Consider the following 26,797-nt stretch of genomic DNA (forward strand, 5'->3'; position numbering starts at 1 on the left):
GATAAGCGCCCCCACAGAATGATTGAATTTCGCAACGTCACCAAGCAGTACACCGCCGATGCGGTGGCGCTGCGCGACCTCTCGTTCCATGTCGATAAAGGCGAACTGGTGTTTCTGGCCGGTCCGTCCGGCGCCGGCAAGTCCACGCTGCTGAAAATGATCGCGGCCGTCGAGCGCCCGACGGCCGGCCAGGTCATCGTCAACGGCCAGGATATTTCACGTATCCGCTCGTCGGCCATTCCCTTTTTGCGCCGCAAGCTGGGGCTGATCTTCCAGCAGCAGCGCCTGCTGACCGACCGCACCATCGTCGCCAACGTGATGCTGCCGCTGCTGGTAACCGGCTCGTCGCACCGCGAAGCGGAACAGCGCGCCCGCGCCGCGCTCGACAAGGTGGGACTGCTCGACCGCGCCAGCGCCCAGCCGCTGGCCCTGTCCGGCGGCGAGCAGCAGCGGGTATCGATTGCGCGCGCCATCGTCAACCGGCCGCAGGTGATCCTGGCCGACGAACCCACCGCCAACCTCGACCGCGCCAGCGCCAACAAGGTGTTCGATGCGCTCAAGGCGTTCCACTCGGTGGGGGTGACGTGCCTGATCTCCAGCCACGACGAGCAAATGCTGGACGCGGCCGCGCGCGTGATCCGGCTCGACCACGGCCAGCTGGAGGTGGCGCCATGACCTACTGGTTCCGCCAGCACCGTTACGCGCTGTCGGTGGCGCTGGTACACCTGCGCCGCGCTCCCGGCAGCTTCCTGTTCAATATCCTGGTGGTGGCGATTGCGCTGGCGCTGCCGTTCATGGGCGCCACCCTGCTCGACAATGTGCGCCCGATGTCCGAGCAGTTGTCGGTCGATCCCGAACTCAGCGTGTTTCTCAAGCAGGATACGCCGCGCCAGCAGGCCGAGGAACTGGCCGTGCTGCTGCGCCAGGCCGTGCCCGACAAGCAGGCGAAGATCATCTTTACCGAGCGCGAGAAGGCGCTGGAAACCCTCAAGGAAAAAAGCGGCCTGGCCGACGTCCTGACCACGCTTGGCGAAAATCCGCTGCCCGACAGCTATGTGCTCAAGCTGAACGCCTTCCGCCTGGCCGAATCGGGCGGCGACGTCGATGTGCTGGCCGAGCAGATCCGGGCGCTGCCCGGCGTCGACACGGTGCAGGTCGATTCGGCCTGGGTCAAGCGCCTGGCCGCCCTGCTCAACATCCTGCGCCTGGCGCTGCTGCTGCTGGCCGCCACGCTGGGCACGGTGGTGGTGGCGGTGGTGTTCAACACCATCCGCCTGCAGGTCTTGACGCAGCGCGAGGAAATCCAGGTGTCCAAGCTGATCGGCGCCACCGACAGCTTCATCCACCGCCCCTTCTATTACACGGGCGCGCTGCTGGGGCTGTGCTCGGGCGCGCTGGCACTGGGCGCCGTGGCGCTGGCGCTGCGTCCGCTCAACGCTGCGATTGCCGAATTTGCCCGCCTGTACGCGTCCGAGTTCCAGCTGACGCCACTGTCACCGCTGCTGATGGCCATCCTGCTGGCCCTGTCTGCCGGCCTGGGCCTCGCGGGAGCAGTACTGTCCGTGCAGCGCCACCTTGCCCGCCTGCAATAACTCCCCTGCGCCGCCATCGTCGTGATGGCGGCATGTGCGGCCACGTACGGACTTTCCCAGTCCCCTCAATCATCATCAGCACACGATTAAGGCTGGTCTAAGCTCCGGCGCGCACACTTCATACATGGAAGCGATGAGCTTGATCAAGTTCATAGCAATTTCACTATCAAGGTTGTAGCATGACTGCAATTGGCACTCTCGGTCAGAGAGTGCTAATATACGAACACTGCAGAGCTGTTAATGCCTTTGTAGCAACCAGCAATCATCGAGCGAAGGAATGAACATGACTATGATGTCCGCAACGACCTCGCTGGCCCCTGCCAGCAACAGTGCTCTGGGACTCGGGTTCAGTGGCAACCTGGGTAACCTGGACGCCTACATTTCGGCCGTCAACCGTCTGCCGATGCTGACGCACGACGATGAGGTGAAGCTGGGCAAGCGCCTGAAAGAACATAACGACCTGGCCGCCGCGCAGCAGCTGGTGCTGTCGCACCTGCGCCTGGTGGTCTCGATCGCCCGCGGCTACCTCGGCTACGGCCTGCCCCATGCCGACCTGATCCAGGAAGGCAATATCGGCCTGATGAAAGCCGTGAAGCGCTTCGACCCCGATCAGAACGTGCGCCTGGTGTCGTATGCCATGCACTGGATCAAGGCCGAGATGCACGAGTACATCCTGAAAAACTGGCGTCTGGTCAAGGTGGCCACCACCAAGGCCCAGCGCAAGCTGTTTTTCAACCTGCGCAGCCACAAGACCGGTCTCGACGCGATGAGCCCGACGCAGGTGGACAGCCTGGCCAAGATGCTGGACGTCAAGCGCGAAGAAGTGATCGAGATGGAAACCCGGCTCAGCGGCCGCGATATCGCGCTCGAGTCGCCGACCGACGACGAGGACGACAAGTTTACACCGATCGCCTACCTGTCGTCCGAGCAAACGGAGCCGACCAAGGTGCTGGAAGCGGAGCAGGTGACGCGTCTGCAATCGGAAGGGCTGGAACAGGCGCTGGGCAAGCTCGACGCCCGTTCGCGCCGCATCGTCGAAGCGCGCTGGCTGGCCAACGACGATGGTTCGGGCGCCACGCTGCACACGCTGGCCGAAGAGTTCGGCGTATCGGCCGAACGCATCCGCCAGATCGAGTCGGCTGCGCTGAAGAAGATGAAAGGTTCGCTGGCGGCGTACGTCTAAGCTGCTGCAACCGGGCGGCAACATCCCAGTCTCAAGAATAATACCGCCGAACCCATAAAAAAAGCAGCGTTTCCGCTGCTTTTATGTAGGACATCGACTCAACAATTCGCCAACCAGCTGATTCATATCAAGGCCACGTGCGGTCGCCTGCGCGTTTAATTGCGCCACCAGGTCACAATGTAATTTGACGGCAAACGGCACCAGGCCCAGTGCCTGGTCGCGGCGGCGCTGTTCGCGCTTGTCGATCACTTCCGGCGCCTTGCCGAAGCTCGATGCGTGTCCCGGGGACACCTTGCTCATGATTTTTTTGGCGTCGGCCTTGGCCAGGTCGGTCTTGCGCATGCGGATTCCTGTGAGTGGGTGCTAAGTGCCGACATTCTACGCAGCTTGGGCGGCGCCGGTGGGCTTTGTTTGCGCTGCACGCTGCAACCGGTCGCCAACTGCTTAATCGTGCGACACATACATGGTTTTTTTGTTAAGGTTTTTCCGTTATTTTCTACCGAGGTCAAGATGAAAAGATCCATTTTGCGCCAGCTCATTGTCCTGCCCCTGCTGACGTTCGTGATGGCGGCGCTTTACGCCTGCGGTTCGGCAGCGGGCAATCGCGCTGCGGTCGTGCCGCAGCCATTCGCCACCACCTATGTGCTCACCCGGGGCGCCAGCGCCCTGATCACGCCGGCGGCCCAGCCCGTTGCCAGCGACAAACCGGGCACGCTGGTCGCGCCCGTGGTGCGCCTCGACCGCGTCAACGACAGCCGCTGCCGCCAGGGCGCCGTCTGCGTCTGGGCCGGCTACATCAGTTACAGTTTCAGCCTGACCCGGCCCGACGGCGTCACCAGCAGCTTCGTGCTGTCCGACAGCATGCCCAACGGCGCCACCAGCGTCACCCAGGACGGCCTGACCTTTACCCTGGCCGGTGTCGAACCGCAGGGCGTGCCGTCCAGGAACGACATCGTTCCCGATTATCGCGTCGGCATCCGCGTCAGCAATACGGCAGCAACGCCGCAGCGCAAGCCGGCCTGATGCCAGCGCGGGTGTTCGACCGGGATGGCACGGTGACAGCCGTCAGCGTGCGCCGGCGCCACGGCGTGGGCAGCGCCGTCATGCAACGCGCAGCGCATTGAGGCTGCCCCCGCCATGATCGCCTTCCAGGGTTTGTCCAAGACCTACGGCCGCTTCGAGGCCGTCAAGCCGCTCGACCTCAGCGTGCCGCGCGGCGAGCTGTTCGGCTTCCTCGGCCCCAACGGCGCCGGCAAGACCACCACCATCCGCATGATGATGGGCATCCTGGTGCCCAGCGCCGGCCGGGTGCTGATCGATGGCTACGATTGCCACACGATGCCGGCCGAGGTCAAGCGCCGCGTCGGCTACCTGCCCGATACGCCGGTGTTTTACGATTATCTGCGCGGGCGCGAAATCCTGGTCTTCGTGGCCGAGATGCATGGCTATGCGCGCGCGGAAGCGGCAGCGCGCAGCGCGCGCCTGCTGGCCGAATTCGGCCTCGAGGAAGCCGGCGAAGACTATGCGGTCAACTACTCGCTGGGCATGAAGAAGCGACTGGGCCTGGCGTGTGCGCTGATCCACGACCCGGCCGTGCTGATCCTCGACGAACCGATCAACGGCCTCGATCCGCGCGCCGCGCGCGAGGTGCAGGAGCGGCTGCTGGCCGCCGCCAGGCGCGGCGTCACCGTCTTCGTCTCCACCCACCTGCTCGACATGGCCGAAAAGCTGTGCGACCGGGTCGGCATCATCCACCGCGGCCAGCTGGTCGCCACCGGCACGCTCGACGATATCCGCCGCGACGCGGCAAGCAGCGGTTCGCTCGAGGACGTGTTCCTCAAGATTACCGACGACGCGGCTGTCGCCGATGGACGCTGACGCACGGCGCCCGCCACCGTCGCCAGCGCGCGCGATATGGCTGATGACGCGCATGCGGCTCGCGCGGCAGCGCAACCAGCTCGGCAATGCCTTCGTCCGCAAAACGAAAAAGCCGCGGGCCGGTGGCGGCAAGCGCAAGAGTATGTGGATCATGTCGGCCATGGTGGCGGCGCTGACGCTGTTCGTGCTGCTGACCATGTCGCGCATGGCGCTGCTCAATATGCAGTGCCGGCTGGTTGCCGGCGGCGCCTGCGCGCAAGCGGTCGGCGCCGGCCATGAACTCGACCTGAACCGGGCCGTGCGAGACCTGCACGCGGCGGCGTTCGATCCGGCCCTGCTGGGGGGCCTGTCGATGGCGCTGACGGCGCTGTTTGCCATCGCCGTGCTGCTGCCGCTGGCCGGCAAGGAGCTGGCCACGCCGGACTGGGACCTCGAATGGCTGGTGACGCTGCCGGTCGCGCGTTCGACGCTGCTGTGGGGGCGGCTGGTCGAACGCAGCGCCAGCAACCTGCCCGGCCTGTTCGCGCTGTTCCCGGCGTACGCGATGATCGCCTGGTACTCCGGCTACCGCTGGAGCGCTGCACCGATCGCGCTGCTGGCCACGGCATTGCTGCTGCCGCTGGCGGCGCTGCTGCACACGCTGACGGACACCGGGGTGCGGCTCTGGCTGGCGACGGCGCAGCTGCGCAACCTGCAGGCGCTGCTCTCGCTGTGCAGCGCACCCCTGCTCTACATGGTGTTTGCGCTGGCGATGCCGGGCGCCAGCACCTTCGTGATGGACTGGGCGCGCGGCTTTCCGGCTTGGGGCCAGTGGCTGCCGCCCGGCGTGCTGCTGCAGGCGATCCAGGCGCCGGACCTGGGCCGCTGCGCGGCACTGGCGGCGCTGCTGGTGGTGCAGCTGGTAACACTGCTGTGGCTGGGGGTGGCGCTGATGCGCCGGCAACTGCGCCATGGCGTGGTCGGTTCCGGCGTGCGCGAGAGCGGACGCGCGCCGGTTGCGGCTGCAGCCGGCGGATCGCAGCAAGAGCTGCGGTGGCGGTTGCCGCTGTCGCCGGTGATGCGGCGCGAGTTACGCCTGCTGGCGCGCGACCGCAACTTCCTGGTGCAAACCCTGGTGCTGCCGGTGGTCCTGGTGGGCAGCCAGCTGGTCTTCAACGGCAAGGTCGATACCATTGCCCACTTCGGCGACATGCCCACCGTGGCGGCGGCGATCGCCTTCGGCATCGGCGTGTATGTCCTGATGCTGTCGGCCTTCCAGACCCTCAACAACGAGGGCAGCGCCTTGTGGCTGCTGTACACGGTGCCGCAGTCGGTGGAGCGCGTACTGAAGGAAAAGGCGCGGCTGTGGAGCGTGCTGGCCCTGATCTATCCGCTGGCGGTAGGCGCGCTGACCTTGGCCACCGCGCCGGCGCCGACCTGGCAGATGCTGGTGCTGCTGCTGATCGTGCTGGCAGGGATCCCGATCTATTCCACCATCGCGGTGGCGCTGGGGGTGTTCGCCTGCGACCCCACGGCCGTCGAGGTGCACCGGCGCATCCGTCCCACCTACAGCTATCTGTACCTGCTGCTGGCCGGCTTTTACACGTGGTCGATCTATACCAGCGTCTGGTCGCAAAAACTGGTGGTGATGGTGCTCAGCGCCGCCCTGGCGCTGGCCCTGTGGCAGAAGGCGCGCGACGCCCTGCCCTATCTGCTCGATCCGCACGCCGCACCGCCGGCGCGGGTGTCGGCTGCCGACGGCCTGATCGCCGCCACCGGCTTTTTCATCGCACAGGCCCTCATCGCCCTGCTGCTGATGACAGGTCAGCCCCAGCCTTCGCTGCCGGCGCAGACGATGGCCTTCGGCATTGCCGGCCTGCTGGTCTATGCGCTGATGCGCCTGATCTACTGGCGCAGCAAGACAACCGGTGTGCCGGTGATCGTGCGCGGCACTAGCTGGTGGCCCTCATTGAAAGTGGCAGCGCTGCCCGCCGCCCTGGCCTGCGCGGTGGCCCTGGCCTACCTGCATGCACTGAAACTGTGGCAGGTGCCGCTGCCGGCCACCCCGGGCCTGGCCGACGCGCTGCCGCACGCGCGGCTGTGGATGGCGGCGCTGGCCGTGGTGTCAGCGCCGCTGTGCGAGGAGTTCATTTTCCGGGGACTGATCTACGGCGGCCTGCGCCGCTCGCTGCCGGCGTGGCAGGCGATCGCGGCCAGCGCGGCCATCTTCGCGGTGGTCCATCCGCCGCTGTCAATGCTGCCCGTGTTCGTGCTGGGCTGCTGCGCCGCCTGGACCTACGAGCGCAGCAAGACGCTACTGGCGCCGATGCTGGTGCATGCGGCGTACAACATGGCGTTGCTGGCCGTGCAGTAGGCACCGGTGAGGTGCTCAGTCCTGGAACCGCATCGGCGCCAGCGCAAAGGCGCCGCCGTGGTAGGTGACGGCACTGTTGGGGTCCGGGTAGGCGCCGGTGTCGGGGAACTTGCCGGCGAACTGGTTCGAGCTGTCCTTGGGGCGGTAGCCGAGGTGCGCGGCCTGGCGGTTGTCCCACCAGGCGACGTCGTTGTTGGACGTGCCGAACAGGATGGTGAAACCGACGCGGGTGGCGAACAGCGAGCAGCGCAGCGCCTCCACCAGGTCGTCGTAGCTGAGCCACGTGACCATCATGCGGCGGTCGGCCGGTTCCGGGAACGAGGAGCCGATGCGCAGGCAGACCGTTTCCAGCCCCGTGCGGTCGTAGTAGTAGCTGGCCAGCTGCTCGCCGAAGCATTTCGAGACGCCATAAAAACTGTCCGGGCGGGTCGGGGCGGTGGCGTCGATCACGTCGGTATTGCGGTAGAAGCCCACCGTGTGGTTCGAGCTGGCGAAGATGATGCGTTTGACGCCATGCTTGTGCGCCGCCTCGTACAGGTTGGCGGTGCCGATGATGTTGGCCTGGACGATGTTGTCAAACGTGTTCTCGGTGGAGATGCCGCCAAAGTGCAGCACCGCTTCCACGCCTTCGAGCAGCTTCATCACCGCCGCCTTGTCGGCCAGGTCGCAGGCGATGATTTCCTCGCCCTCGCGGGCCTCTCCGAGGTCGGCGATATCGGACAGCACCACCACATCGGCCCAGGGCTTGATGCGGTCGCGCAGTATCTTCCCCAGGCCGCCGGCGGCGCCGGTCAGCAGCAAACGTTTGAATGGCTTGGTCATGGTCTCGTTAATGTCAAGTATGTCAGGTCTTTTTATGCGGGTGTTTTTACAGTGCGCAGGCGGGCGGCATGCCGGCGCTTACGTCACCGGGGCCGGGTTGAACAGCACCAGCGCGTTGTGCAGCTTCCATTTCTCGGCCCAGGTTTCGCGGCCGCTGGCCACGTCCAGCACCAGCTCGAACATCTCCCAGCCCACGTCGGCGATGGTGGCCTCGCCGCTGGCGATGCGGCCGGCGTTGATGTCCATCAGGTCGTGCCAGCGCCGGGCCAGGTCGTTGCGGGTGGCCACCTTGATCACCGGGACTTCGGCCAGGCCGTAAGGGGTGCCGCGGCCGGTGGTGAAGATATGGACATTCATCCCTGCGGCCAGTTGCAGTGTACCGCAAATGAAATCGCTGGCCGGCGTGGCGGCGTAGATCAAGCCCTTCTGCTTGAGCTTTTCGCCGGGGCTGATCACGCCGTTGATGGCGCTGCTGCCCGACTTGACGATCGAGCCCATGGCTTTTTCGACGATGTTGGACAGGCCGCCCTTCTTGTTGCCGGGCGTGGTGTTGGCGCTGCGGTCGACCCCGCCGTGTTGCAGGTAGCGGTCGTACCACGCCATCTCGCGGATCATGGCGGCCGCCACTTCCGGCGTTTCGGCGCGCGACGTCAGCTGGTCGATGCCGTCGCGGACCTCGGTGGTTTCCGAGAACATCACGGTGGCGCCGGCGCGCACCAGCAGGTCGGTGGCAAAACCGACGGCCGGGTTGGCGGTCACGCCGGAAAAGGCGTCGCTGCCGCCGCACTGTACGCCCACCACCAGTTCGGACGCCGGCACGGTTTCGCGCTGGCGCGCGTTCAGGCGCCGGAGATTGGTTTCCGCCTGCGCCATTATCGAGTCGATCATCGACATGAACCCCACGTGTTCGCCGTCCTGCAGGCAGACCACGGCCGGATCGCCGCCGCCGGCCTGCTGGATCGGGATCGCGCCCTGCGGGAACAAGCGTGTCGGCTGCAGCTTCTCGCAGCCGAGGCTGACCACCATGGCCTGGCCGCCAAAATTGGGATTGAGCGCGATATTGCGCACGGTACGGATCGGGATCTCGGCGCCGGGGGCGTCGATCGCCACGCCGCAGCCATAGGTGTGCTCGAGGCACACGACGTCATCGACATTCGGGTACCTGGGCAGCAGCTCTTTCTTGATGCGCTCGACGGCAAATTCGACCACGCCCGACACGCATTGCACGGTGGTGGTGATGCCGAGGATGTTGCGCGTGCCGACGCTGCCGTCCGGATTGCGGAAGCCCTGGAAGGTGTAGCCTTCCAGCGGCTCGGCGCGGGGCCGGGCGCGGGTGGCGATCGGCAGGCCTTCCAGGCCCAGCGCGGCCGGCATCACCACATTGCTTTCGTTGAGCCAGCGGCCCGCCGCCAGGTCTTCACCGGCGAAACCGATGGTGACGTTATACCGTATCACTTCGTCGCCCCGGGCCAAGTCGCGCAGCGCGACCTTGTGGCCTTGGGGCACGGCTTCGAGTAGCGTCAGGCCGTTCTCGAACACCGCACCGGCCGGCAACCCGCCGTCATTGACGACGATGGCGACATTGTCGTTATCGTGCATGAGGATGTAGCGCGGCGTGTTTTCCGCAACGCTGCTGGTGCTGGACGGTGGCGTCATTCTGGCTTCCTTTCCGGGAATCTTAGCCCGGCTAACGTTGTTTTTTGGCTGATGTTGTGCTGCTGATCGGACATTAAATTGGTCAGGCCAATTTGGTTATTGGTCCGCCCAGATTTCTGCTGAGCGGCAGTCCACGCCCTTGCAACCCGCATGCCACCGTGTTTTAATCGTGTCGGCACGCTGCTGGCATGCTGCACAGGACGCTATTCGACGTTCCGAGTATGCCAGCTTCAAAACTATTTGGCTAGTCCGCGTTGACCGATTTGGTCAGACCACCTTAGAATGGCCTGACCAAATTGCAGGAAATATTCCTGCAGCCCCACTAAAAAAAACGAGACCCACGATGCAGAAGAAAACTTCCGCACTCCCCGAGCCGCATGCCCATGAAGCCCGCCTGTACCGCGTGGTGGCCGACCGCATCCAGGACCTGATCCGCAGCGAGAACATCGCTCCCGGCGAGCGCCTGCCGTCCGAGCGCGATTTGGCTACCCGCCTCACCGTCAGCCGCGCCTCGCTGCGCGAAGCGCTGATCGCGCTCGAACTGGGCGGCGTGATCGAGGTGCGCGGCGGCTCCGGCGTGTATGTCAGCGAACGCCCGGCGCCGGCCGACCTGCCGGAAGTGGGACCCGGCCCGTTCGAGGTGCTGTCCGCACGGCGCCTGATCGAGGCGGAAGTGGCGGCGATTGCCGCCCGCGTGGCCACCGACAGCGCCATCGACGCCATCCTGCAGGCCGTGGTCGAGATGGAGCAGAGCCACGCCAACTATTCGAGCAACGAGCAGGCCGACCGCAACTTCCACCTGGCGATCGCCCGTGCCACCGGCAACAGCGCGCTGGTCGGTTCGCTCAACTACCTGTGGGACCAGCGCGGCCGCCTGTGGCACAAGCTCAAGGAACACTTCCAGACCGAAGAGCTGCGCCAGGAAACGCTGAAAGACCACCGCCGCATCCTCGAAGCGATCGCCGCCCACGATCCGGCCGCTGCCCGCAAGGCGATGCGCGCCCACCTCGAGCGCGTCACCCGCACCTTCTCGCGCGGCTGACCGCAGCTGCCCCTACCATCGCCCCTGGCGGCTGACCGGCATCACGGTCGCCGCCACCAGCCTGGAGAGAACATGATTACCCGCCTGGTCCTTGCCGCATTGACGACCTCCTTCGCTACCTCCGCCGCCTTGGCGCAGGCCGCAGAATCCCCCAAGCCGGTGCGCCTGATCCTGGTCGGCGACTCGACCATGGCCAGCAACAGCGGCTACGGCGACGCCTTCTGCGCCCGCGTCCATCGCGCCAACACCTGCATCAACCTGGCCAAGGGCGGCCGCAGCTCGGGCAGCTTCCGCGCCGAGGGGCGCTGGGACGAGGTGGAAGGACTGCTGCGCGGCGCTGCTGCCTACCGCACCACCTATGTGCTGATCCAGTTCGGCCACAACGACCAGCCGGGCAAGCCGGGACGCTCGACCGACCTGGCCACCGAATTCCCGGCCAATATGGCGCGCTATGCGCAGGAGGTCAAAGCGCTGGGCGGGATACCGGTGCTGGTCACGCCGCTCACGCGGCGCAGCTTCCGCGACGGCGTGCTGCAAAATAATCTGCTGCCGTGGGCCGACGTGATCCGCGCCACCGCCCGCGCCCAGGGCACGCCGCTGCTCGACCTCAACGCCGACAGCTACGCCGCCGTGCAGGCCATGGGTCCGCAGCAGGCCGACACGCTGGCCGTGGAACCGCCGCCCGCCAACCAGGACGCCGCTGCGCTCACGCCCGGCAAGGTGGAAGTGGCCGGCGCCGCCAAGTCGGCGTTCGACTATACCCACGTCGGCCCCAAAGGCGCCGCCTATTTTGCCGACATGGTGGTGGGCGAGATGAAAACCGCGGTACCGGCATCGGCGAGCCTGTTCATCGCCGCGCGGCCATGATGGCGGCAGCGCGCACCGCTGCAGCAGCGGCGGCCACGGCTGCCGTGCTGCTGGCAGCGTGCGCCAGCGCCCACGCCCAGAGCGAACCGGCGCGGCGCCCGCAGCTGACGGCCGACCAGGCCAGACAGTATGCCTACGGCGAAGTGCTGAAATACGTGGGACCGGCCGGCAGCGAGCGGATCGACCCGTGGGATCCGCTGGCCGACCCGCTGGCGCGCGGCGCCGCCTTTACGCCCGACTACGTGGTGGACCAGCAAGCCGATGCCGACAACGTCAAGACCTTCCGCACCGTGCAGGCGGCGGTCAGCCGCGCGGTGGCCGACGGCAAGGCGGCGCCAGGCAAGCGCCTGTACCTGCTGGTCAAGCCGGGCACGTACGAGGAACTGGTGTACGTGCCGGCCGGCGCCGCGCCGATCACGCTGTACGGCGACGGCAAGGACGCCGCAGCCACGCGCATCACGGCCAGGCTGGACGCCTCGCGCACCGGCGCGGACTACACTGCCCTGTATGCCGCGCAGTTTGCCTCGGCAGCGCCCGAGATCCGCGCCATGTTCGACAGCGTGAAAGACCGCGACCAGATCCGCACCTTCGGCACCGCCACCGTGTGGGTGCAGAGCGACGGCTTCCAGGCCCGCAACCTGACGTTCGAAAACGGCTACAACAAGGACACCGGCAACGCCCGCGCCGAAGCCCTCCCCAACGTCAACAATGTGCACCACCAGGCGCTGGCGCTGCAGGTGGACGGCGCCGACAAGGCGCAGTTCGAGAACGTGCGCCTGATCGGCTTCCAGGACACCTTGTACGTGAAGGCCAAGGCGGTCGCCACCAGCACCCGCAGCTTCTTCAACAAGTCGTACATCGAAGGCGATGTCGATTTTATCTTCGGCGACAGCACCGCGTATTTTTACCAGACCGAGATCAGGACGCTGGGCGACCGCGGCGTGTCGTACGTGGCCGCGCCCAACACCAACGTCAACACCCGATACGGCTTCGTGTTCGACACCTGCCGCTTCACCCACGACGGCTCGGCCAACGCACGCAGCGGCCAGTTCTACCTGCTGCGCCAGTGGTTCCACAATTCGCGCTGCACGCCGTACGCCAAGCTGGCGGTGACCGGCTACCGCTGCACGCTGGGCGCAAGCGATGTGTACCGCGCGCCGGTCGGCACGTTTACCAAAACCACGCTGGAAACCGTCGGCAAGATGGTGGTGCTGAACTCGCGCATCGGCGCCCACATCGACCGCCAGCGTCCGTGGGCGGACTGGAACAAGCCGGGCGCCATCGCCTACCGGCCGGTCCAGTACAGCAGCAACGACTACTGGCACAACCTGGCCAGGAACGGCATCGATCCGGTGCAGGACCTCGGCTACGGCCAGCAGCCGTCGCCGGCCGACATCTACCTGGCGGAGTTCAATAACCGCTACGGCGACGACTGAGCAATTCAACGGCGCCAAAATAAAAAAGGCAGGTGCTGGCGCACCTGCCTTTTCTGTATCGACAGCCTGGTCAGCGCGGTCAGGCGCCGAACGGTGTCTCCGCCATCCCCTGCACGCCGGGTTCGAGCAAAATCACCGCACCGCCCCACTGCGCGTCCTCCGGTTTGCCGGAAGGAATCGACGTCACCAGCAGCTGGTCGAGGTGCTTGCCGCCGAACGCGCACATGGCCGGTTTCAACATCGGCACGGCCAGCTTGCGGTCGAGCTTGCCCTGCGGCGTGTAGCGCAGGATATAGCCACCGTCGTTGCCGCACACCCAGTAGCAGCCGTCGCTGTCGACCGCCGCGCCGTCCGGCCGGCCCACCTCGCCGCCGAGATCGGCAAACACGCGCCGGTTGCTCGGTACACCGTCGTCGAGGTCGTAATCGAAAGCCCAGACCATGCGCCGCAGCGGGTGCGAGTCGGACAGGTACATCGTGCGGCCGTCCGGCGAGAAGCCGAGGCCGTTTTGCGTGAGCAGGTCCGCCACCACCGGCGCCGACAGGCCGCGCCCGTCGTAGCGGTACAGCTTGCCGACCGCGCGCGCCTGGGCCATGTCCATGAACATGGTGCCGGCCCAGAAGCGGCCCTGGCGATCGCAACGGCCATCGTTGAAGCGCATGCCCTCGCCCAGGTCCGCGCCCGGCGTGGCGAGCCGGGTCGCCACGGCGGCATCGGCGTCGCCGAGGTCGAGCGCGAACACACCGTTTTCCATGCCGGCGATCAGGCCGCCGCCGGCCCGGGTGGCGATGCAGCCTGCCATCTGGTCCAGGGTCCAGTGCCGGGTGGCGCCGCTGGCCGGGTCGAGGCGCCAGATGCGCTTGGCAGGAATGTCGGTCCAGTAAAAGACCGACTCCGCCGCGCTCCAGGTGGGACTCTCCCCGACCGCGCAGCGGATCTCGCCGATGCGCGTCACGTCATCACTCACGCGCCGGCGACCAGGTCGCCGTTGACGATGCGCGGCAGTTTTTCCGGGTTGGCGTCGGCCAGCGATGGCGGCAGCAGGTACGACGGCACGTCCTGGTAGCACACCGGGCGCAGGAAGCGGTCGATGGCCGAGGCGCCGACCGAGGTGGTGCGGCTGTCGGACGTCGAGGGGAACGGGCCGCCGTGCACCATCGCGTGCGACACTTCGACGCCGGTGCCGAAACCGTTGAACAGGATGCGGCCGACCTTGCGTTCGAGCACCGGCAGCAGGCGGGCAGCCAGGTCGCGGTCGTCGGCAGTGGCGTGCACGGCGCCGGTCAGCTGACCTTCGACATGGTTGGCCACGGCCAGCATTTCCGCTTCGTCGTCGCACACCACCAGCAACGAGGTCGGTCCGAAGATTTCGCCTTCGAGCTTGTCGTCGGCCAGGAAGGTCTTGGCCGGCACCTGGTACAGGAAGGCCTGCGCAGCGCACGGTGCTTCGGTGCCCTGGCCGGCCGCTACCTGCTGGACGCCGTCGACGCCGGCCAGGTTTTTCACACCCGAAACATAGGCTTTATGGATGCCCGGGGTCAGCATGGTGGCTGCGCCCTTGGCGCCGATGGTGCCGGCAGCGCCGTCCACGAACGCTTGCAGCTTGTCGCCCTTGATCGCGATCAACAGGCCAGGGTTGGTGCAGAACTGGCCGGCGCCCAGGGTCAGCGAATCGGCAAACGCCTGCGGCAGTTTTTCATTGCCCAGTGCGCCCGGCAGCAGGAACACCGGGTTGATCGAGCTCATTTCGGCGTACACGGGGATCGGTTCCTTGCGCTCGGCCGCGGTTTTCATCAGGGCGATGCCGCCCGCGCGCGAACCGGTGAAGCCGACCGCCTTGATGGCCGGGTGGCTCACCAGCGCCTGGCCGATGGTCTGGCCGGAACCGATGATCAGCGAGAACACGCCCGCCGGCAGGCCCGATTCTTCCACCGCTTGCGAGACAGCCTTGCCGACCAGCTCGGAGGTGCCCAGGTGGGCCGAGTGGGCCTTGACGATGACCGGGCAGCCGGCAGCCAGGGCCGAGGCGGTATCGCCGCCGGCCACCGAGAACGCCAGCGGGAAGTTCGAGGCGCCGAACACGGCCACCGGACCGAGGCCGATCTTGCGCAGGCGCAGGTCCGAGCGTGGTGGCGTACGTTCCGGCAGCGCGCTGTCGAGCGTGGCGGACTGGAAGCGGCCGTCGCGCACGACCTTGGCGAACAGTTTGAGCTGGTTGACGGTGCGACCGCGCTCGCCTTCGAGGCGGGCTTGCGGCAGGCCGGTCTCCTGCATCGCGCGTTCGATCAGCGTCGGGCCCAGGTCCATGATGCGGTCGGCAATGGTTTCGAGGAACTTGGCGCGTACTTCCAGGCTGGTGGCGCGGTACGGATCGAAGGCCGCATCGGCCAGTTGGCAGGCGCGCTCCAGGTCGGCAGCGCCGGCCAGGCCGAACGCCGGTTCGATCTCCGCGTTGCGCGACGGGTCGACCGCTTTCATCGTGCCTTCCTTACCCATCAGGGCTTTACCGCCAATGATCATTTCGCCAGCTACTTGCATATCGACTCCTTGGATGTGTGAAAAGCGCGGACCAGCCGCGCTTGTATTTGGATCAAAAAATGTGGATCAGAAAACCGGGCAGAATTACTTCGCCTGTTTTTTGATCAGTTTGTCCAGCATGTCGCATTCTTCCGCCGTCAGGTCGGTCAGCGGCGCACGCACCGGACCACCGTCGTGGCCCACCAGGCGGGCGCCAGCCTTGACGATGCTGACAGCGTATCCGGCCTTGCGGTTGCGGATTTCCAGGTATGGCAGGAAGAACTCGTCGATCATGCGGTTCTGCTCGGCGTGGTTGTCCGCAGCGACTGCATGATAGAAGTCCATCGCCAGTTGTGGCATGAAATTGAACACTGCCGACGAGTATACCGGAGTACCGAGCGCCTTGTAGGCTGCGGCATACACTTCGGCCGTCGGCAGGCCGCCGAGGTAGCTGAAGCGGTCGCCCATCTTGCGCCAGATCGAGACCATCAGTTCGATGTCGCCGATGCCGTCCTTGAAGCCGATCAGGTTCGGGCAACGGTCGGCCAGCTTGGCCAGCGAATCGGGCGTCAGGCGGCAGTTCGCGCGGTTGTACACGACCACGCCCAGGCTGGTCGCCTTGCAGACTTCGGCCACGTGTTCGATCAGGCCTTCCTGGCTCGCTTCGGTCAGGTAGTGCGGCAGCAGCAGCAAGCCCTGCGCGCCGGCTTGTTCCGCTTCCCTGGCGTAGGCAGCCGCCACGCGGGTCGGGCCGCCGACGCCGGCCAGGATCGGCACTTGGCCTTTGCAGGTATCGACGGCGGTCTTGATGATTTCCGGATATTCCTGCGGGGTCAGCGAGAAGAACTCGCCGGTGCCGCCGGCAGCGAACAGCGCGCTGGCGCCGAACGGCGCCAGCCATTCGAGGCGGTCGATATACGATTTCTTGTTGAAGTTGCCTTGCGCGTCGAAGTCGGTGATCGGGAACGACAGCAGGCCAGAGGAAAGGGTTTTTTTCAGGTCATTCGGTTGCATAACAGTCTCCAATGATCGACATCTTGTAGGGAAGGCTGCAAGTCATCCCGCAGCCGTTGTATGACATCGTACAACCATATCTGAACGAGGGCAAGCAATTTTCTGCGCCGGCGGCTGCGGCCGGTGGCGGCGCGCCCTGCGCGCAGCTGCCGCCTCAGGCTTGCGGTGCGATGTCCTCTTGGGCCCGGCGCAAGCGCTCGCGGCTGTTGCTCAGGTGGGTGCGCATGGCCGCGCGCGCCGCCTCGGCGTCCTGGCGCAGGATGGCGTGGTAGATGTCGTCATGTTCGCGGTTGACCCGTTCCAGGTAGGCGGCCGGGTCGGAATGGGCCAGTTGTGCCGAGTTCACGCGCGCGCGCGGAATGATGGTGTTGCCCAGGTCGCTGAGAATATCGACGAAATACCGGTTGCCGGTGGCTTGCGCGATCAGCTGGTGGAACTGCACATCGGCCTCCACCGAGCCGGGCTGGCCGGCCGAAGTCTGGATACGGGCCAGCGCCTCGCCCAGTTGTTGCATCTGCTCGTCGCTGCGGCGGGTGGCGGCCAGCCAGGCCGCCTCGGTTTCCAGGCTGATGCGCAGTTCCAGGATGGCCAGCACGTCGCCGATGGTACGGATGGTGTCCGACGCGATGCGCAGGTTGGCCGGCTGCGGTTCCAGCACGAAAGTGCCGATGCCGTGGCGCGTCTGCACCAGGCCGGCAGCCTGCAGGTGCGAAATCGCTTCGCGCACCACGGTGCGGCTGACACCGTGCAGGTCCATGATTACCGACTCGGTCGGCAGCTTCTCGCCCGGTTTCAGGGTGCCGGCCTGGATGGCCTGGGTGAAGCTTTCCACCACGCCCTGGGCAAGGTTACGGTGCTTCTTGCGCGGCGCTGCGGCAGGCGCGGGAGGTGGAACGGCGGGCGCTGCAGTATGGTTCATGATGACCCGATTGTTGTATGACGACTATTGCCATTATCGCCGAAAACCGGGCGGTCACACCAGCAGCGCGGCACTCATCGAGGCGGCATCGTCGCGCGACTCGGCCAGGATCTGCCCGAGCACGGCGTTATCATCGACCAGCCCGGCAGCGCTGTGATTGGCGGCCAGCGCCAGCGGCGACGGCACCGGCGCCAGGTGCTTGGCAAGCAGCAGGGTGTCGCGCAAGCCCAGTGGTGGCGGCGTCAGCGTGGCGCCCGGCAGCGATACCACGGCCAGGGACACCGGGTCGGGAATCGACAGCTTCTTCATCAGTTCGCGGGTGATGATTTCCTGGGGCGCACCGCTCCAGTCGGCCGGATCGTCGAGCAGGCCGGGCATGTCGTCGGCGCGGGACAGCAGGTAAAAGCCCCCTGCTTCGTGGATGATGCCGGCGAACAGCGCGGTGTCGGGATCGGTGGCGGTGAGCCTGGCGGCGATCACATATGCGAGCGCGGCGACATGGGCCGTGTGCTGCCACAGTTGTTCGGCCTGGGCGCGCAGTTGCGGGTCGCGGATGCGCGCGCCGAACTGGCGCACCACCATCGAAGCTGCCATCGTGTACAGGTGCCGATAACCGACCCGCGCCACGGCAGCGCGCACGCTGGTGATCGGCTTGCCACCGCGGTTGAAGACGGCAGCGTTGGCCAGCGCCACGGTGCGGGCCGCCAGCACCGGTTCGGCCAGCACGCAGCGCAGCACGTCTTCGGTATCGGCATCGGGATCGGCCAGCATCAGCTGCAGGCGCAGGGCCGCGTTGACGCTGGTCGGGAAAACCAGTTCGCCGCGCGCGGCTTGCGTCACTATCTGCGAAATCTGGTCAAGTTTAATCATGGAAACATTATAGCCTCACGGTCAAGACTGCTTCAACCGCTTTCCCGTACCGTGAAGGGGCCCCGCGCCGGTACACGGGGCTTTGCTGCAGTACGACCGTTACCCGGTTACAGGTGCGCGGAAATTTGCGGCAGCAGGTCGTCGAAGGTGCGGCCGTTGCCGTTTTCGCCGATCGCGTGCATTTTCCAGGCGCCGTTGTGGCGGTACACCTTGGCCATGATCTGGGCCGAATGCGGCCCCTGCACGGACAGGTTGAAGCGCGCCACTTCCTGGCCGTTGTTGGCGTCGATCAGGCGACAGTAGGCGTTTTCCACCTGCGAGAAGGTCTGGCCGGTGAAGCTGTTGACGGTAAATACCAGGCTTTTCACGCCGGCCGGCACGGCCGTCAGGTCGACATTGATCTGTTCGTCGTCGCCGTCGCCGGCGCCGGTGCGGTTGTCACCGGTGTGCACCACGCTGCCATCCTTGCTGCGCAGCTGGCGGAACCAGATCACGTCCAGCGGACGGTTGGTGTCGTCGAACATGACCACCGAGGCGTCGAGATCGACCGCCTCGCTCTTGCTGCCGAAGCCGAGGAAGCCCTTGGTCTTGATGGCGTCCCAGCCCAGGCCCATGGTGACCTTGCCGAGCGCGCCGCCGCCCTCTTTTTCCAGATTAATCTTCTGGCCCTTGCTCAAATTGACTGACATTGTGTCCTCCTTGTTGGTTGCCCGCTCACTGCGCGGGCGTTTGCACCCAGGTCTTGAATGCCGTGCTGTTGCGCGAGCAGATCACGATCTTGCCGCTGCCGGAAAAGCGCAGCACCATGCCCTCGCCGCTGGTCTGGCTGTTGACCAGGTTGCCGAGGAAGCCGCTGCTGGCGCCGGTCGTGACCGAGATCTCGTAGCGTAGGCGGCTGTCCCACGCCACCACGTGCGCGTTGTCGATCACGACATCGCGCCCGGGCGTCACGTCCAGCTGCGACAGCGAGCCGAAGCCCGACACCGCCACCTGGCCGCTGCCGGCCGTTTCGGTGATGAAAAAGCCGCCGCTCTGGGCGAACAGCGCATTGCCGAGGCTTTGCGTGCGCACCTTGAGCTCGACCTGCTCGGAAGCGGCCACGAAGGCGCCGTCGCTGAGCATGTACTGCTCGCGGCCGACGTCGAGGATTTGCACCGCGCCCGGCAGCCGGGGCGACAGCAGGCAATCGCCGTCGCCGCGCACCGCTTCGATGTGCTGCTGGAAGAACGATTCGCCGTTGGCGAAGCGCCGCATGATGGCAGCGCCGATGCCGCCGGTCATCTTGCCCTTGAGGTCGAGCGCCGCCTCCATCATCACCATCGCATCGGATTCGCAGTAGATCTTTTCACCGCGCGCCAGCGATACGTGGAGGAAGGGATCGATATCGCCGGTCACTGTAAATCTAGGCATGACGCATCCTCTCCCGCGTTACACGCTGACGCCGAACGAGGCGGCCAGCGGACCGAGGCCGCCCTTGAAGCCCTGCCCGACGGCGCGGAACTTCCACTCGGCGCCGTTGCGATAGACCTCGCCGAAGATCATGGCCGACTCGGTCGAACCGTCTTCCGACAGGTCGTAGCGGGCGATCTCGGCGCCGCCGCTGGCGTTGACGGTGCGCACATACGCCTTTTGCACCTGGCCGAAATTCTGGCGGCGCGCGTCGCCCTCGTGGATGGTCACGCAGATGGCGATGCGCTCGATGCCTGGCGGTACGGCAGCGAGGTCGATGGTGACGGTTTCGTCGTCGCCGGCGCCGTCGCCGGTGCGGTTGTCGCCGGAGTGGGTAACGGCGCCGTCGGACGACTTGAGGTTGTTATAGAAAATAAAATCGTTGTCGGCGCGGACCTTGCCGTCGGCCTTGAGCAGGAAGGCCGAGCCATCGAGGTCGAACGGGCTGCCGTCCGTGGTGCGCACGTCCCAGCCGAGGCCGACGACGATTTTCGACAGGCCTGGGGCTTCCTTGCTCAGATTGACGTTACCGCCTTTTTGCAGACTGATTGCCATGGTAAGACTCCTTAAAAGAACACCGGACGAGGTACTGCTACTGCAGTGCGCCGTGTCCGTATTTGACGGCGCGCTGTATTCTTGGTTCCTGCTTGTGCCGGACGGTTATTTGACCGCGCTCACGCCGGCCGCTTGCTGGCGGCGGCGGTGGCGGACCGACGACCAGACCGAGGCGGCAATGAAGGCGACGCCGATCAGGCCCGTGAAAATTTCCGGCACATGGAACTTCATGCTGGCCAACATGATCACGGCCAGGATGCCGATCGCGTAGTGGGCGCCGTGCTCGAGGTACACGAACTGGTCGAGCGTGCCTTTCTTGACCAGGTACACCGTCATGGAGCGCACGAACATGGCGCCGATGGCCAGGCCCAGCATGATGATCACGACGTCGGTGGTGATGGCAAACGCGCCGATCACGCCGTCAAAGCTGAACGATGCATCGAGCACTTCGAGGTACAGGAAGCCGCCGATACCGCCCTTCTTGACCATGTCGCCGACCTCGCTGCCGCCCTCTTCTTCCTTTTCCAGCAGGCTGCTGAGGGCATCGACACCGACGTACACCAGGATGCCCCACAGGCCCGACACCAGCACCACCAGCTTTTGCGCTTCGGCCACAAAGCTCATGCAGCCCAGTAGCACGGCCAGCGCGATCATCACGGCAATCGACGAGACCTTGCCGAGCGCACCGAGTTTCTGTTCGAAGTGGCCGAGCCAGTGCACTTCCTTGTCGTCGTCAAACAGGAAGTTGAGAAACACCAGCAGCAGGAACATGCCGCCGAACGCCGCCACTTCCGCGTGGTGATTGGTCAGGTGCATCGAATAGGTTTTCGGGTCGTTCAGCGCCAGCGTCCAGACGTCCATGATGCCCATGTCGGCTGCCACCGCGACGATCACCAGCGGGAACAGCAGCCGCATACCGAACACGGCGATGATGATGCCCAGGCCCAGGAACAGCTTCTGCCAGAATTCGTCCCAGTTCTTCAGCACCGAGGCATTGACCACCGCATTATCGAACGACAGCGACACTTCCATGGCGGCCAGGATCAGCGCCACGCCGAACGCCGACAGCGCGGCGCTCCACCCGCCCAGGGTGTAACCCCACCAGCCGGCCAGCGCCAGGCAGATGAAGCTGACCAGGAAGGAAATTCTGAAATGCTTCATTGATTTTTCTCTGAAATAGTAAATAGGGTGAACCGATCTGACGCAGTATAGGGAATGACAACCAATTAAAAAATAGAAGATAATTGAAGCATTACTTCGAAATAATTGAAGGATTGAGCATGAAGACCAGCGGCTTGAATTACCGTCACCTGTATTTTTTCTGGACTGTGGCCAAGGAAGGCGGCGTCACCCGTGCGGCCGAGCGGCTCGGGCTGGCCGTGCAAACGATCAGCATGCAGCTGTCGGCGCTGGAGCTGTCGATCGGCAAACAGCTGCTGGAACCGCAGGGCCGGCGCCTGGTCCCCACCGAGGCCGGCCGGCTGGCGCTCAGCTATTGCGAGCAGATCTTCCTGCTCGGCGAACAGTTGCAGGACGCGCTCGACGAGGCGGAAGCGGGCAAGATGCGGCTGACGGTCGGCATTTCCGATTCGCTGCCCAAGCTGATCGCGTTCCGCCTGCTGCAGGCGACGCAGTCGATGGACAAGCAGGTGCGGCTGGTGTGCATGGAAGACGAATTCGAAAGCCTGCTGGCCGACCTGGCGCTGGGCAAGCTCGACGTGGTGCTGACCGACCGCAGCGTGCGCGCCGGCGGCAGCCTCAAGGTGTTCAGCCACCTGCTGGGCGAAAGCGGGATGAAGCTGTTCGGCGTGCCGCGCCTGGCCGACCAGTACCGCAGCGGTTTCCCGGCCAGCCTGCACCAGGCGCCGCTGCTGGTTCCCACTCGCAACAACGCGCTGCGCGGGCGCATCGACGCCTGGCTGGTGCAACACCATGTGCGCGCCGAGATCGTCGGCGAGTTCGAAGACAACGCCATGCTCAACACCTTCGGGCGCAACGGCATGGGCCTGTTCTTCGCGCCGTCGGCGCTGACCCGCGACATCGAAGACCAGCTCGGCGCCGTACTGGTCGGCGACGCGCCCGAACTGCGCGAACACTTCTACGCCATCTCCAACGACCGCAAGATCCGCCACCCCGCCATCGAAGCCATTATCTCGGCCGTCCACAGCGGCCTGTTGGCGCCGGGTGCAAGCTAGGAAGTGCTGCTTTTGGTCGCAGTCGTTTAAGATAAGCGTTTTATACGAAGAAATTCGCCGCTCGGCCCCTATGCAAAATGTTCTGCTTGTCGTGCTCGCCCTGTTCCTGGTCGCGCTCAATGGTTTCTTTGTGGCGGCCGAGTTCGGTATTGTCACGCTCCGCAAAACCCGGGTCCGGGCCATCGCCAAGACGCAGGGGCTGCGCGGGCGCATCCTCGGCAAGGTGCATGGCGAGCTCGACGCCTATCTGTCGGCGTGCCAGCTCGGCATCACGCTGGCGTCGCTGGGGCTGGGCTGGGTCGGCGAGCCGGCCTTTGCCAGCCTGCTCGAACCGCTGCTGACCGCGATCGGCATCACCAAGCCCGAGGTGGTGCATGGCATCGCCTTCATCTTCGCCTTCAGCGTGATTTCCTTCCTGCACATCGTGGTGGGCGAGCTGGCGCCGAAGTCGCTGGCGATCCGCATGCCGGAAGCGATCGGCCTGTGGTGCGCACCGCCGCTGTACGTGTTTTACTGGATCATGTACCCGTTCATCTGGGTGCTAAACGCCAGCGCCAACATGGTGCTGCGCATCGCCGGCCTAGCCGGCAAGGGCAGCCACGACAGCCATTACTCGGTCGAGGAACTGAAACTGATCCTGCGCACCAGCCAGCCCGGCGAGAAATTCAACAAGGACGAGCGCAACATCCTGGCCCACTCGCTCGATTTTTCCGACCTGGCCGTGTCGGACCTGATGCGCCCGATCAACGAGGTGATCAGCCTGCACGCGGGCCGCACGCTGGCCGACAACCTCGACACCATGCTGCGCAACCGCTTCAGCCGCTATCCGTATTACGACCGCGACGGCGAAACCGTGCTCGGCGTGGTGCACCTGAAAGACCTGTTCTTTGCCCAGCAGTCGGGCAAGCCGATCACCGACCTGGTGCCGTTCCTGCGGCCGGTGGAAACGCTGTCGGCGCGCACGCCGGCGCTGGAACAGTTCCGCCGCTTCCGCGACGGCGCGCCCCACTTCGCGCTGATCGGCGAAAAAGGCAAGCGCCCGGTCGGCTTCATCACGCTCGACAATCTGCTCGGCGCGATGGTGGGCGAAATCCACGACGAATTCCGGCTCAACGAAAACGACTGGCTCAAGCAACCGGACGGCACCCTGATCGGCAAGGCCAGCCTGCCGATCTTCTCGCTCGAACGCACGCTGGGCATCGACATCGAGAACGAGGCGCTGGGCATGGAGGAAGTGGAATCGGTGGGCGGCCTGATCATGGTGAAGCTGGGCGACATCCCCAAGCAGGGCCAGCGCATCAGCTTCCGCCACTTCGACATCGTGGCGAAAAAAATGAACGGACCGCGCATCCTGCTGGTCAAAGTGATCCCGAAGGATGATACCGAGGATAACGCGGACCTGGATTAAGGGAATCTCGTAAAACCTACTGCGCGACCCGCTCGCTACGATATTTAGGCCCCCTTAAGCGGCGGCAGACGCTTGCCGGTTCCAGCTAGCGGTCGCGGCCGCCACGCCAGATCACCGATGCCATCAAAAAGGCCAGCAGCGCCCCCGCCGCATACGCGACCAGGTCGCTCCAGCCGAATGCGCTGCCCAGCACCAGGTGCCCCAGCGGATGGGCGCGCACGGCCACGATCCACGGCGCCTGGTACAACTGGCCGAACTCCACCACCCACGATATCGCCAGCGCCCCGAGCGCCAGCCGCGTGGCGCTCGAGCGGGGGGCGATCACGGCCAGGCCGAAGAACACCATCATGGTCCACAGCGCGTCGCCCGGGTACTTGCCCAGCGCGGCAGGAAACAGCCCCGGGTAGCGACGCGAGGCCAGTCCCAGCGCGATCACCGCCAGCACCAGCATGCCGCAGACGAGCCGGCTGCGCGGCGCGCTGGCGGCGCTCATGCCTGCTGCGCCGTGTAATGGCGCAGCAGGCCCAGGCCTACCGCCAGCAGGGTCGGGCCGATGAACAGCCCGACGAAGCCGAACGCCAGCACGCCGCCCATCACGCCCAGCAGCACCAGGATGAACGGCAGGCTGCTGCCGCGGCTGATCAACAGCGGCTTGACCACGTTATCGACGCCGCTGATCAGGAGCACGCCCCAGATCGCCATGAAGATGGCCCAGCCGGTCTGGCCGTGGTCGAACAGCCAGATGGTGGCGCCGATCCAGATGATGGGCGGCCCCACCGGGATCAGCGACAGCAAAAAGGTGGCCACCGACAGCAGCGCCACGGCCGGCACGCCGGCGATCAGGAAGCCCACCGCTGCCACCACCGATTGCGCCAGCGCCGTCCCCAGCAGACCGTACATCACGCCGCGCACGGTGCGGGCGATGGTGTCCGACACCGACGACGCCTGTTCGGCGCCGATCAGCCTGTCCATCGCCCGGCTCAGCGACGAGAGCATGGTGACGCCGTCGCGGTACAGGAAGAAGCTGACGAACACGGCCAGGCTCACCTGGGCCACGCCGCTGCCGAGCAGCACACTGCCGCCCAGCAGCAGGTGGCGCGCCGGCTCGAGCAGGTTCTTGGCGACGTTGAGCAGCTCTTCGCGGCTGCCGAGCAGGCGGCGCAGATAGTTGTCGATCATCTCGCCGACCAGCGGCAAATCGCGCAGCCAGGCCGGCGGCGCCAGCGTGCCGCTGTCCAGGCTGGCCTTGAAGTGGTCGTAGAACGACGAAGCGTTGTCGGCGATATTCCAGGTCACCAGCGCCAGCGGCACCAGGATCAGCAGGGTCAGGCCCACGCTCATGACGGCGGCAGCCACCGAGCGCCGGCCGCCGACCTCGCTCAGCAGGCGCAGATACAGGGGCCAGCTCGAGATGGTGATCGCACAGGCGAACAGGATCGCGGCCACGAACGGGCGCAGCACGATCAGGCAGCCGATGACGAGCAGGATGACGGCAGCGAGCCGGGTAAACGGTTGAAAGCGTTGGCGCATGCCGGCTCCGGGGCGGATGGACAGTGGTTACAGCAGCTGCTCGATATCGTGCACGATGGCGGCCTGCCCCTTGGCGTGCGGCACCATCAGGCGCACCTTGCCGTTCTTGTCGAAGATGTAGCTGGCGGCCGTATGGTCCACCGTGTAGTTGGCGGCATCGACGCCGGGCACCTTGGCGTAGAAGATCTTGAATTCCTTGGCCACCTTTGCCGTCTGCTCGGGCGTGCCATACAGGCCGATGAAGCGCGGGTCGAACGTGGGCACGTATTGCGCCAGCAGCGGCTGGGTGTCGCGCTCGGGATCGACAGTGACGAACAGCACCTGCACCTGGTCCGCCTTCGGACCGAGCGCCTTCATCACGCCGGCCATTTCGGCCATGGTGGTGGGACAGACGTCGGGACACTGGGTGTAGCCGAAGAACATCACCACCACCTTGCCGCGGAAATCGGCCAGCGTGCGCGGCTTGCCCGTGTGGTCGGTCAGGGCGAAGTCGCGCGCAAAGGCAGCGCCGGTGATGTCGACATTCTGGAAGCTCTGCGGCGCAGCCTTCTCGCCGCAGCCGGCCAGCAACATGGAAATGGCCAGCACGGCCGTGGCAACGAGTGTCTTCATATCTTGATGTAGTGGTCCACCAGCAGCGCGGCAAACAGCAAGCCCAGGTACATGATCGACCAGGCAAACGCCTTGCGGGCCACCTGGTCGGAATAATGGCGATACACCTTCCAAGAATGGCGCAGGAAGATCGCATTGAGGATGATGGCAGAAACCAGATAAATCAGGCCGCTCATTTGCACCACGTACGGCAGCACCGTGGTGGCGGCCAGCGCGATCGAATACAGCCACACGTGGAACTGGGTGTACGCCATGCCGTGGGTGACCGGCAGCATCGGCAGGCCAGACTTGGCGTAATCGTCGCGGCGGTACAGCGCCAGGGCCCAGAAGTGCGGCGGGGTCCAGACGAAGATGATCATCACCAGCAGCCACGCTTCGGCCGGCACCTCGTTGGCCACGGCAGCCCAGCCCAGCGCCGGCGGCATGGCGCCCGACAGGCCGCCGATTACGATGTTCTGCGGCGTGGCCGGTTTCAGTATCATCGTGTAGATCACGGCGTAGCCGACAAAGCTGAAGAACGTCAGCCACATCGTGAGCGGATTGACCAGAGCGTACAGGATCCACATGCCGGCGCCACCGACCAGCAGCGAAAACACCACGGTCTCGCCGACCGTGATGTCGCCCATGGCGTTCGGGCGGCGCGCGGTACGGGCCATGCGGGCGTCGATCTCGCGCTCGGCCAGGCAGTTGACGGCAAAGGCGGCGCTGGTCAGCAGGAAGATGCCCAGCGTGGCCGGCAGCGCCACGCGCCAGTCCGGAATGCCATCGGTCGCCAGGAACATGCCGATGATGGCGCAAAACACCGCCATCTGGGTGATGCGCGGCTTGGTCAGCGCCCAGAACTGCGCGGCGCGGTGGGAGGGTTTGGTCAGAGTATGCGTGGTCATGGTGTGTGCTCG

27 protein-coding genes are annotated in these 26,797 nt (G+C 65.6%); 11 read left to right on the top strand and 16 right to left on the bottom strand.

The genetic code is table 11. The annotated features are described in order from the left end of the window. The first annotated feature begins 18 nt into the window (after nucleotides 1–18). The 3 genes from ftsE (at nucleotide 19) to rpoH (ending at nucleotide 2,775) form a co-directional block, all read left to right on the top strand. Nucleotides 19–675 (top strand): cell division ATP-binding protein FtsE, encoded by a 657-nt coding sequence (ftsE, locus tag ASF61_RS00920; RefSeq protein WP_056150220.1) that lies wholly within the window; start codon nucleotides 19–21, stop codon nucleotides 673–675. Then, nucleotides 672–1,592, top strand: coding sequence for a permease-like cell division protein FtsX (ftsX, locus tag ASF61_RS00925; RefSeq protein ID WP_056150222.1), 921 nt, complete (start codon nucleotides 672–674; stop codon nucleotides 1,590–1,592). Before ftsE ends, ftsX begins: the two co-directional genes overlap by 4 nt. 283 nt (nucleotides 1,593–1,875) lie before the next feature. Further along, nucleotides 1,876–2,775: an RNA polymerase sigma factor RpoH gene (gene rpoH, locus ASF61_RS00930; RefSeq protein ID WP_200919779.1), complete on the top strand. Its 900-nt coding sequence runs from the start codon at nucleotides 1,876–1,878 to the stop codon at nucleotides 2,773–2,775. A gap of 81 nt (nucleotides 2,776–2,856) precedes the next feature. Here the strand turns inward: rpoH and ASF61_RS00935 are convergent, their stop codons facing one another. Next, nucleotides 2,857–3,117, bottom strand: a complete 261-nt coding sequence (locus tag ASF61_RS00935) for a hypothetical protein (RefSeq protein ID WP_056150226.1) — start codon at nucleotides 3,115–3,117, stop codon at nucleotides 2,857–2,859. Nucleotides 3,118–3,285: 168 nt separating this feature from the next. Between ASF61_RS00935 and ASF61_RS00940 the strand changes: the two genes are divergently transcribed. The 3 genes from ASF61_RS00940 to ASF61_RS00950 all read left to right on the top strand — a co-directional run bounded on the left by ASF61_RS00940 (nucleotide 3,286) and on the right by ASF61_RS00950 (nucleotide 7,006). After that, nucleotides 3,286–3,798 (top strand): hypothetical protein, encoded by a 513-nt coding sequence (locus ASF61_RS00940; protein WP_056150228.1) that lies wholly within the window; start codon nucleotides 3,286–3,288, stop codon nucleotides 3,796–3,798. A 114-nt stretch (nucleotides 3,799–3,912) separates the two neighbouring features. Then, entirely contained in the window at nucleotides 3,913–4,653 is a 741-nt protein-coding gene (locus tag ASF61_RS00945) for an ABC transporter ATP-binding protein (RefSeq protein WP_056150231.1), read from the top strand. Beyond that, entirely contained in the window at nucleotides 4,643–7,006 is a 2,364-nt protein-coding gene (locus tag ASF61_RS00950) for a CPBP family intramembrane glutamic endopeptidase (RefSeq protein WP_056150233.1), read from the top strand. The genes ASF61_RS00945 and ASF61_RS00950 overlap by 11 nt, the downstream gene beginning before the upstream one ends. A 15-nt stretch (nucleotides 7,007–7,021) precedes the next feature. Here the strand turns inward: ASF61_RS00950 and ASF61_RS00955 are convergent, their stop codons facing one another. Together ASF61_RS00955 and garD are read right to left on the bottom strand one after the other, a co-directional pair. After that, on the bottom strand, nucleotides 7,022–7,828 hold the full coding sequence (locus ASF61_RS00955; RefSeq protein ID WP_056150235.1) for an NAD(P)-dependent oxidoreductase: 807 nt from the start codon (nucleotides 7,826–7,828) through the stop codon (nucleotides 7,022–7,024). A 78-nt stretch (nucleotides 7,829–7,906) separates the two neighbouring features. Then, a complete protein-coding gene (gene garD / locus ASF61_RS00960) occupies nucleotides 7,907–9,484 on the bottom strand; it encodes a galactarate dehydratase (RefSeq protein ID WP_056150237.1) in 1,578 nt (525 codons plus the stop codon). Nucleotides 9,485–9,827: 343 nt separating this feature from the next. Between garD and ASF61_RS00965 the strand changes: the two genes are divergently transcribed. From ASF61_RS00965 to ASF61_RS00975, 3 genes are all read left to right on the top strand, one after another. Then, on the top strand, nucleotides 9,828–10,526 hold the full coding sequence (locus ASF61_RS00965) for a FadR/GntR family transcriptional regulator (protein WP_056150239.1): 699 nt from the start codon (nucleotides 9,828–9,830) through the stop codon (nucleotides 10,524–10,526). 72 nt (nucleotides 10,527–10,598) lie between these two features. Beyond that, entirely contained in the window at nucleotides 10,599–11,393 is a 795-nt protein-coding gene (locus ASF61_RS00970) for a rhamnogalacturonan acetylesterase (protein ID WP_056150241.1), read from the top strand. After that, entirely contained in the window at nucleotides 11,390–12,829 is a 1,440-nt protein-coding gene (locus ASF61_RS00975; protein WP_082491140.1) for a pectinesterase family protein, read from the top strand. The genes ASF61_RS00970 and ASF61_RS00975 overlap by 4 nt, the downstream gene beginning before the upstream one ends. A gap of 79 nt (nucleotides 12,830–12,908) precedes the next feature. Here the strand turns inward: ASF61_RS00975 and ASF61_RS00980 are convergent, their stop codons facing one another. The 9 genes from ASF61_RS00980 to ASF61_RS01020 all read right to left on the bottom strand — a co-directional run bounded on the left by ASF61_RS00980 (nucleotide 12,909) and on the right by ASF61_RS01020 (nucleotide 21,314). Next, nucleotides 12,909–13,796 carry an SMP-30/gluconolactonase/LRE family protein gene (locus ASF61_RS00980; protein WP_373994516.1) on the bottom strand — a complete coding sequence of 296 codons (888 nt, stop codon included), beginning with the start codon at nucleotides 13,794–13,796 and terminating at the stop codon, nucleotides 12,909–12,911. Further along, nucleotides 13,793–15,367: an aldehyde dehydrogenase (NADP(+)) gene (locus tag ASF61_RS00985; protein WP_056150245.1), complete on the bottom strand. Its 1,575-nt coding sequence runs from the start codon at nucleotides 15,365–15,367 to the stop codon at nucleotides 13,793–13,795. The genes ASF61_RS00980 and ASF61_RS00985 overlap by 4 nt, the downstream gene beginning before the upstream one ends. An 84-nt stretch (nucleotides 15,368–15,451) precedes the next feature. After that, on the bottom strand, nucleotides 15,452–16,360 hold the full coding sequence (gene kdgD, locus ASF61_RS00990; protein WP_056150247.1) for a 5-dehydro-4-deoxyglucarate dehydratase: 909 nt from the start codon (nucleotides 16,358–16,360) through the stop codon (nucleotides 15,452–15,454). Nucleotides 16,361–16,514: 154 nt separating this feature from the next. Then, nucleotides 16,515–17,279, bottom strand: a complete 765-nt coding sequence (locus tag ASF61_RS00995) for a FadR/GntR family transcriptional regulator (RefSeq protein ID WP_056150249.1) — start codon at nucleotides 17,277–17,279, stop codon at nucleotides 16,515–16,517. Nucleotides 17,280–17,333: 54 nt separating this feature from the next. Continuing rightward, nucleotides 17,334–18,149, bottom strand: coding sequence for an HDOD domain-containing protein (locus ASF61_RS01000; RefSeq protein WP_056150250.1), 816 nt, complete (start codon nucleotides 18,147–18,149; stop codon nucleotides 17,334–17,336). A gap of 107 nt (nucleotides 18,150–18,256) precedes the next feature. Continuing rightward, on the bottom strand, nucleotides 18,257–18,838 hold the full coding sequence (locus ASF61_RS01005; RefSeq protein WP_056150252.1) for a TerD family protein: 582 nt from the start codon (nucleotides 18,836–18,838) through the stop codon (nucleotides 18,257–18,259). A 25-nt stretch (nucleotides 18,839–18,863) separates the two neighbouring features. Then, entirely contained in the window at nucleotides 18,864–19,559 is a 696-nt protein-coding gene (locus tag ASF61_RS01010; RefSeq protein ID WP_056150254.1) for a TIGR00266 family protein, read from the bottom strand. A gap of 18 nt (nucleotides 19,560–19,577) precedes the next feature. Next, complete coding sequence (locus ASF61_RS01015) at nucleotides 19,578–20,153, bottom strand: TerD family protein (protein WP_056150256.1); 576 nt, start codon at nucleotides 20,151–20,153, stop codon at nucleotides 19,578–19,580. Between the two features lie 105 nt (nucleotides 20,154–20,258). Further along, entirely contained in the window at nucleotides 20,259–21,314 is a 1,056-nt protein-coding gene (locus tag ASF61_RS01020) for a DUF475 domain-containing protein (RefSeq protein ID WP_056150258.1), read from the bottom strand. Nucleotides 21,315–21,433: 119 nt separating this feature from the next. On the opposite strand from ASF61_RS01020, the gene nhaR reads away from it, so the two are divergent. Continuing rightward, nucleotides 21,434–22,348 carry a transcriptional activator NhaR gene (gene nhaR / locus ASF61_RS01025; RefSeq protein ID WP_056150259.1) on the top strand — a complete coding sequence of 305 codons (915 nt, stop codon included), beginning with the start codon at nucleotides 21,434–21,436 and terminating at the stop codon, nucleotides 22,346–22,348. Between the two features lie 70 nt (nucleotides 22,349–22,418). Next, nucleotides 22,419–23,756, top strand: coding sequence for a hemolysin family protein (locus tag ASF61_RS01030; RefSeq protein WP_056150261.1), 1,338 nt, complete (start codon nucleotides 22,419–22,421; stop codon nucleotides 23,754–23,756). An 85-nt stretch (nucleotides 23,757–23,841) separates the two neighbouring features. Here the strand turns inward: ASF61_RS01030 and ASF61_RS01035 are convergent, their stop codons facing one another. Genes ASF61_RS01035 through cyoE form a run of 4 tightly spaced genes read right to left on the bottom strand, consistent with a single transcriptional unit; the run spans nucleotide 23,842 to nucleotide 26,785 of the window. Continuing rightward, nucleotides 23,842–24,249, bottom strand: coding sequence for a DUF2809 domain-containing protein (locus tag ASF61_RS01035; protein ID WP_056150263.1), 408 nt, complete (start codon nucleotides 24,247–24,249; stop codon nucleotides 23,842–23,844). Beyond that, complete coding sequence (locus tag ASF61_RS01040; RefSeq protein WP_056150265.1) at nucleotides 24,246–25,286, bottom strand: AI-2E family transporter; 1,041 nt, start codon at nucleotides 25,284–25,286, stop codon at nucleotides 24,246–24,248. The genes ASF61_RS01035 and ASF61_RS01040 overlap by 4 nt, the downstream gene beginning before the upstream one ends. 27 nt (nucleotides 25,287–25,313) lie before the next feature. Continuing rightward, entirely contained in the window at nucleotides 25,314–25,898 is a 585-nt protein-coding gene (locus ASF61_RS01045; RefSeq protein ID WP_056150267.1) for an SCO family protein, read from the bottom strand. Next, nucleotides 25,895–26,785: a heme o synthase gene (gene cyoE / locus ASF61_RS01050; RefSeq protein WP_056150269.1), complete on the bottom strand. Its 891-nt coding sequence runs from the start codon at nucleotides 26,783–26,785 to the stop codon at nucleotides 25,895–25,897. The genes ASF61_RS01045 and cyoE overlap by 4 nt, the downstream gene beginning before the upstream one ends. Nucleotides 26,786–26,797 lie beyond the last annotated feature (12 nt).

Origin of the sequence: Duganella sp. Leaf126 (genome assembly GCF_001423125.1) — a bacterium.
Taxonomy (GTDB): domain Bacteria; phylum Pseudomonadota; class Gammaproteobacteria; order Burkholderiales; family Burkholderiaceae_D; genus Rugamonas.

Bases quoted from the DNA above. Each gene is read 5' to 3' on its own strand.
- ftsE (WP_056150220.1), top strand. From the start codon at position 19: ATGATTGAATTTCGCAACGTCACCAAGCAGTACACCGCCGATGCGGTG.
- ftsX (WP_056150222.1), top strand. From the start codon at position 672: ATGACCTACTGGTTCCGCCAGCACCGTTACGCGCTGTCGGTGGCGCTG.
- rpoH (WP_200919779.1), top strand. From the start codon at position 1,876: ATGACTATGATGTCCGCAACGACCTCGCTGGCCCCTGCCAGCAACAGT.
- ASF61_RS00935 (WP_056150226.1), bottom strand. From the start codon at position 3,117: ATGCGCAAGACCGACCTGGCCAAGGCCGACGCCAAAAAAATCATGAGC.
- ASF61_RS00940 (WP_056150228.1), top strand. From the start codon at position 3,286: ATGAAAAGATCCATTTTGCGCCAGCTCATTGTCCTGCCCCTGCTGACG.
- ASF61_RS00945 (WP_056150231.1), top strand. From the start codon at position 3,913: ATGATCGCCTTCCAGGGTTTGTCCAAGACCTACGGCCGCTTCGAGGCC.
- ASF61_RS00950 (WP_056150233.1), top strand. From the start codon at position 4,643: ATGGACGCTGACGCACGGCGCCCGCCACCGTCGCCAGCGCGCGCGATA.
- ASF61_RS00955 (WP_056150235.1), bottom strand. From the start codon at position 7,828: ATGACCAAGCCATTCAAACGTTTGCTGCTGACCGGCGCCGCCGGCGGC.
- garD (WP_056150237.1), bottom strand. From the start codon at position 9,484: ATGACGCCACCGTCCAGCACCAGCAGCGTTGCGGAAAACACGCCGCGC.
- ASF61_RS00965 (WP_056150239.1), top strand. From the start codon at position 9,828: ATGCAGAAGAAAACTTCCGCACTCCCCGAGCCGCATGCCCATGAAGCC.
- ASF61_RS00970 (WP_056150241.1), top strand. From the start codon at position 10,599: ATGATTACCCGCCTGGTCCTTGCCGCATTGACGACCTCCTTCGCTACC.
- ASF61_RS00975 (WP_082491140.1), top strand. From the start codon at position 11,390: ATGATGGCGGCAGCGCGCACCGCTGCAGCAGCGGCGGCCACGGCTGCC.
- ASF61_RS00985 (WP_056150245.1), bottom strand. From the start codon at position 15,367: ATGCAAGTAGCTGGCGAAATGATCATTGGCGGTAAAGCCCTGATGGGT.
- kdgD (WP_056150247.1), bottom strand. From the start codon at position 16,360: ATGCAACCGAATGACCTGAAAAAAACCCTTTCCTCTGGCCTGCTGTCG.
- ASF61_RS00995 (WP_056150249.1), bottom strand. From the start codon at position 17,279: ATGAACCATACTGCAGCGCCCGCCGTTCCACCTCCCGCGCCTGCCGCA.
- ASF61_RS01000 (WP_056150250.1), bottom strand. From the start codon at position 18,149: ATGATTAAACTTGACCAGATTTCGCAGATAGTGACGCAAGCCGCGCGC.
- ASF61_RS01005 (WP_056150252.1), bottom strand. From the start codon at position 18,838: ATGTCAGTCAATTTGAGCAAGGGCCAGAAGATTAATCTGGAAAAAGAG.
- ASF61_RS01010 (WP_056150254.1), bottom strand. From the start codon at position 19,559: ATGCCTAGATTTACAGTGACCGGCGATATCGATCCCTTCCTCCACGTA.
- ASF61_RS01015 (WP_056150256.1), bottom strand. From the start codon at position 20,153: ATGGCAATCAGTCTGCAAAAAGGCGGTAACGTCAATCTGAGCAAGGAA.
- ASF61_RS01020 (WP_056150258.1), bottom strand. From the start codon at position 21,314: ATGAAGCATTTCAGAATTTCCTTCCTGGTCAGCTTCATCTGCCTGGCG.
- nhaR (WP_056150259.1), top strand. From the start codon at position 21,434: ATGAAGACCAGCGGCTTGAATTACCGTCACCTGTATTTTTTCTGGACT.
- ASF61_RS01030 (WP_056150261.1), top strand. From the start codon at position 22,419: ATGCAAAATGTTCTGCTTGTCGTGCTCGCCCTGTTCCTGGTCGCGCTC.
- ASF61_RS01035 (WP_056150263.1), bottom strand. From the start codon at position 24,249: ATGAGCGCCGCCAGCGCGCCGCGCAGCCGGCTCGTCTGCGGCATGCTG.
- ASF61_RS01040 (WP_056150265.1), bottom strand. From the start codon at position 25,286: ATGCGCCAACGCTTTCAACCGTTTACCCGGCTCGCTGCCGTCATCCTG.
- ASF61_RS01045 (WP_056150267.1), bottom strand. From the start codon at position 25,898: ATGAAGACACTCGTTGCCACGGCCGTGCTGGCCATTTCCATGTTGCTG.
- cyoE (WP_056150269.1), bottom strand. From the start codon at position 26,785: ATGACCACGCATACTCTGACCAAACCCTCCCACCGCGCCGCGCAGTTC.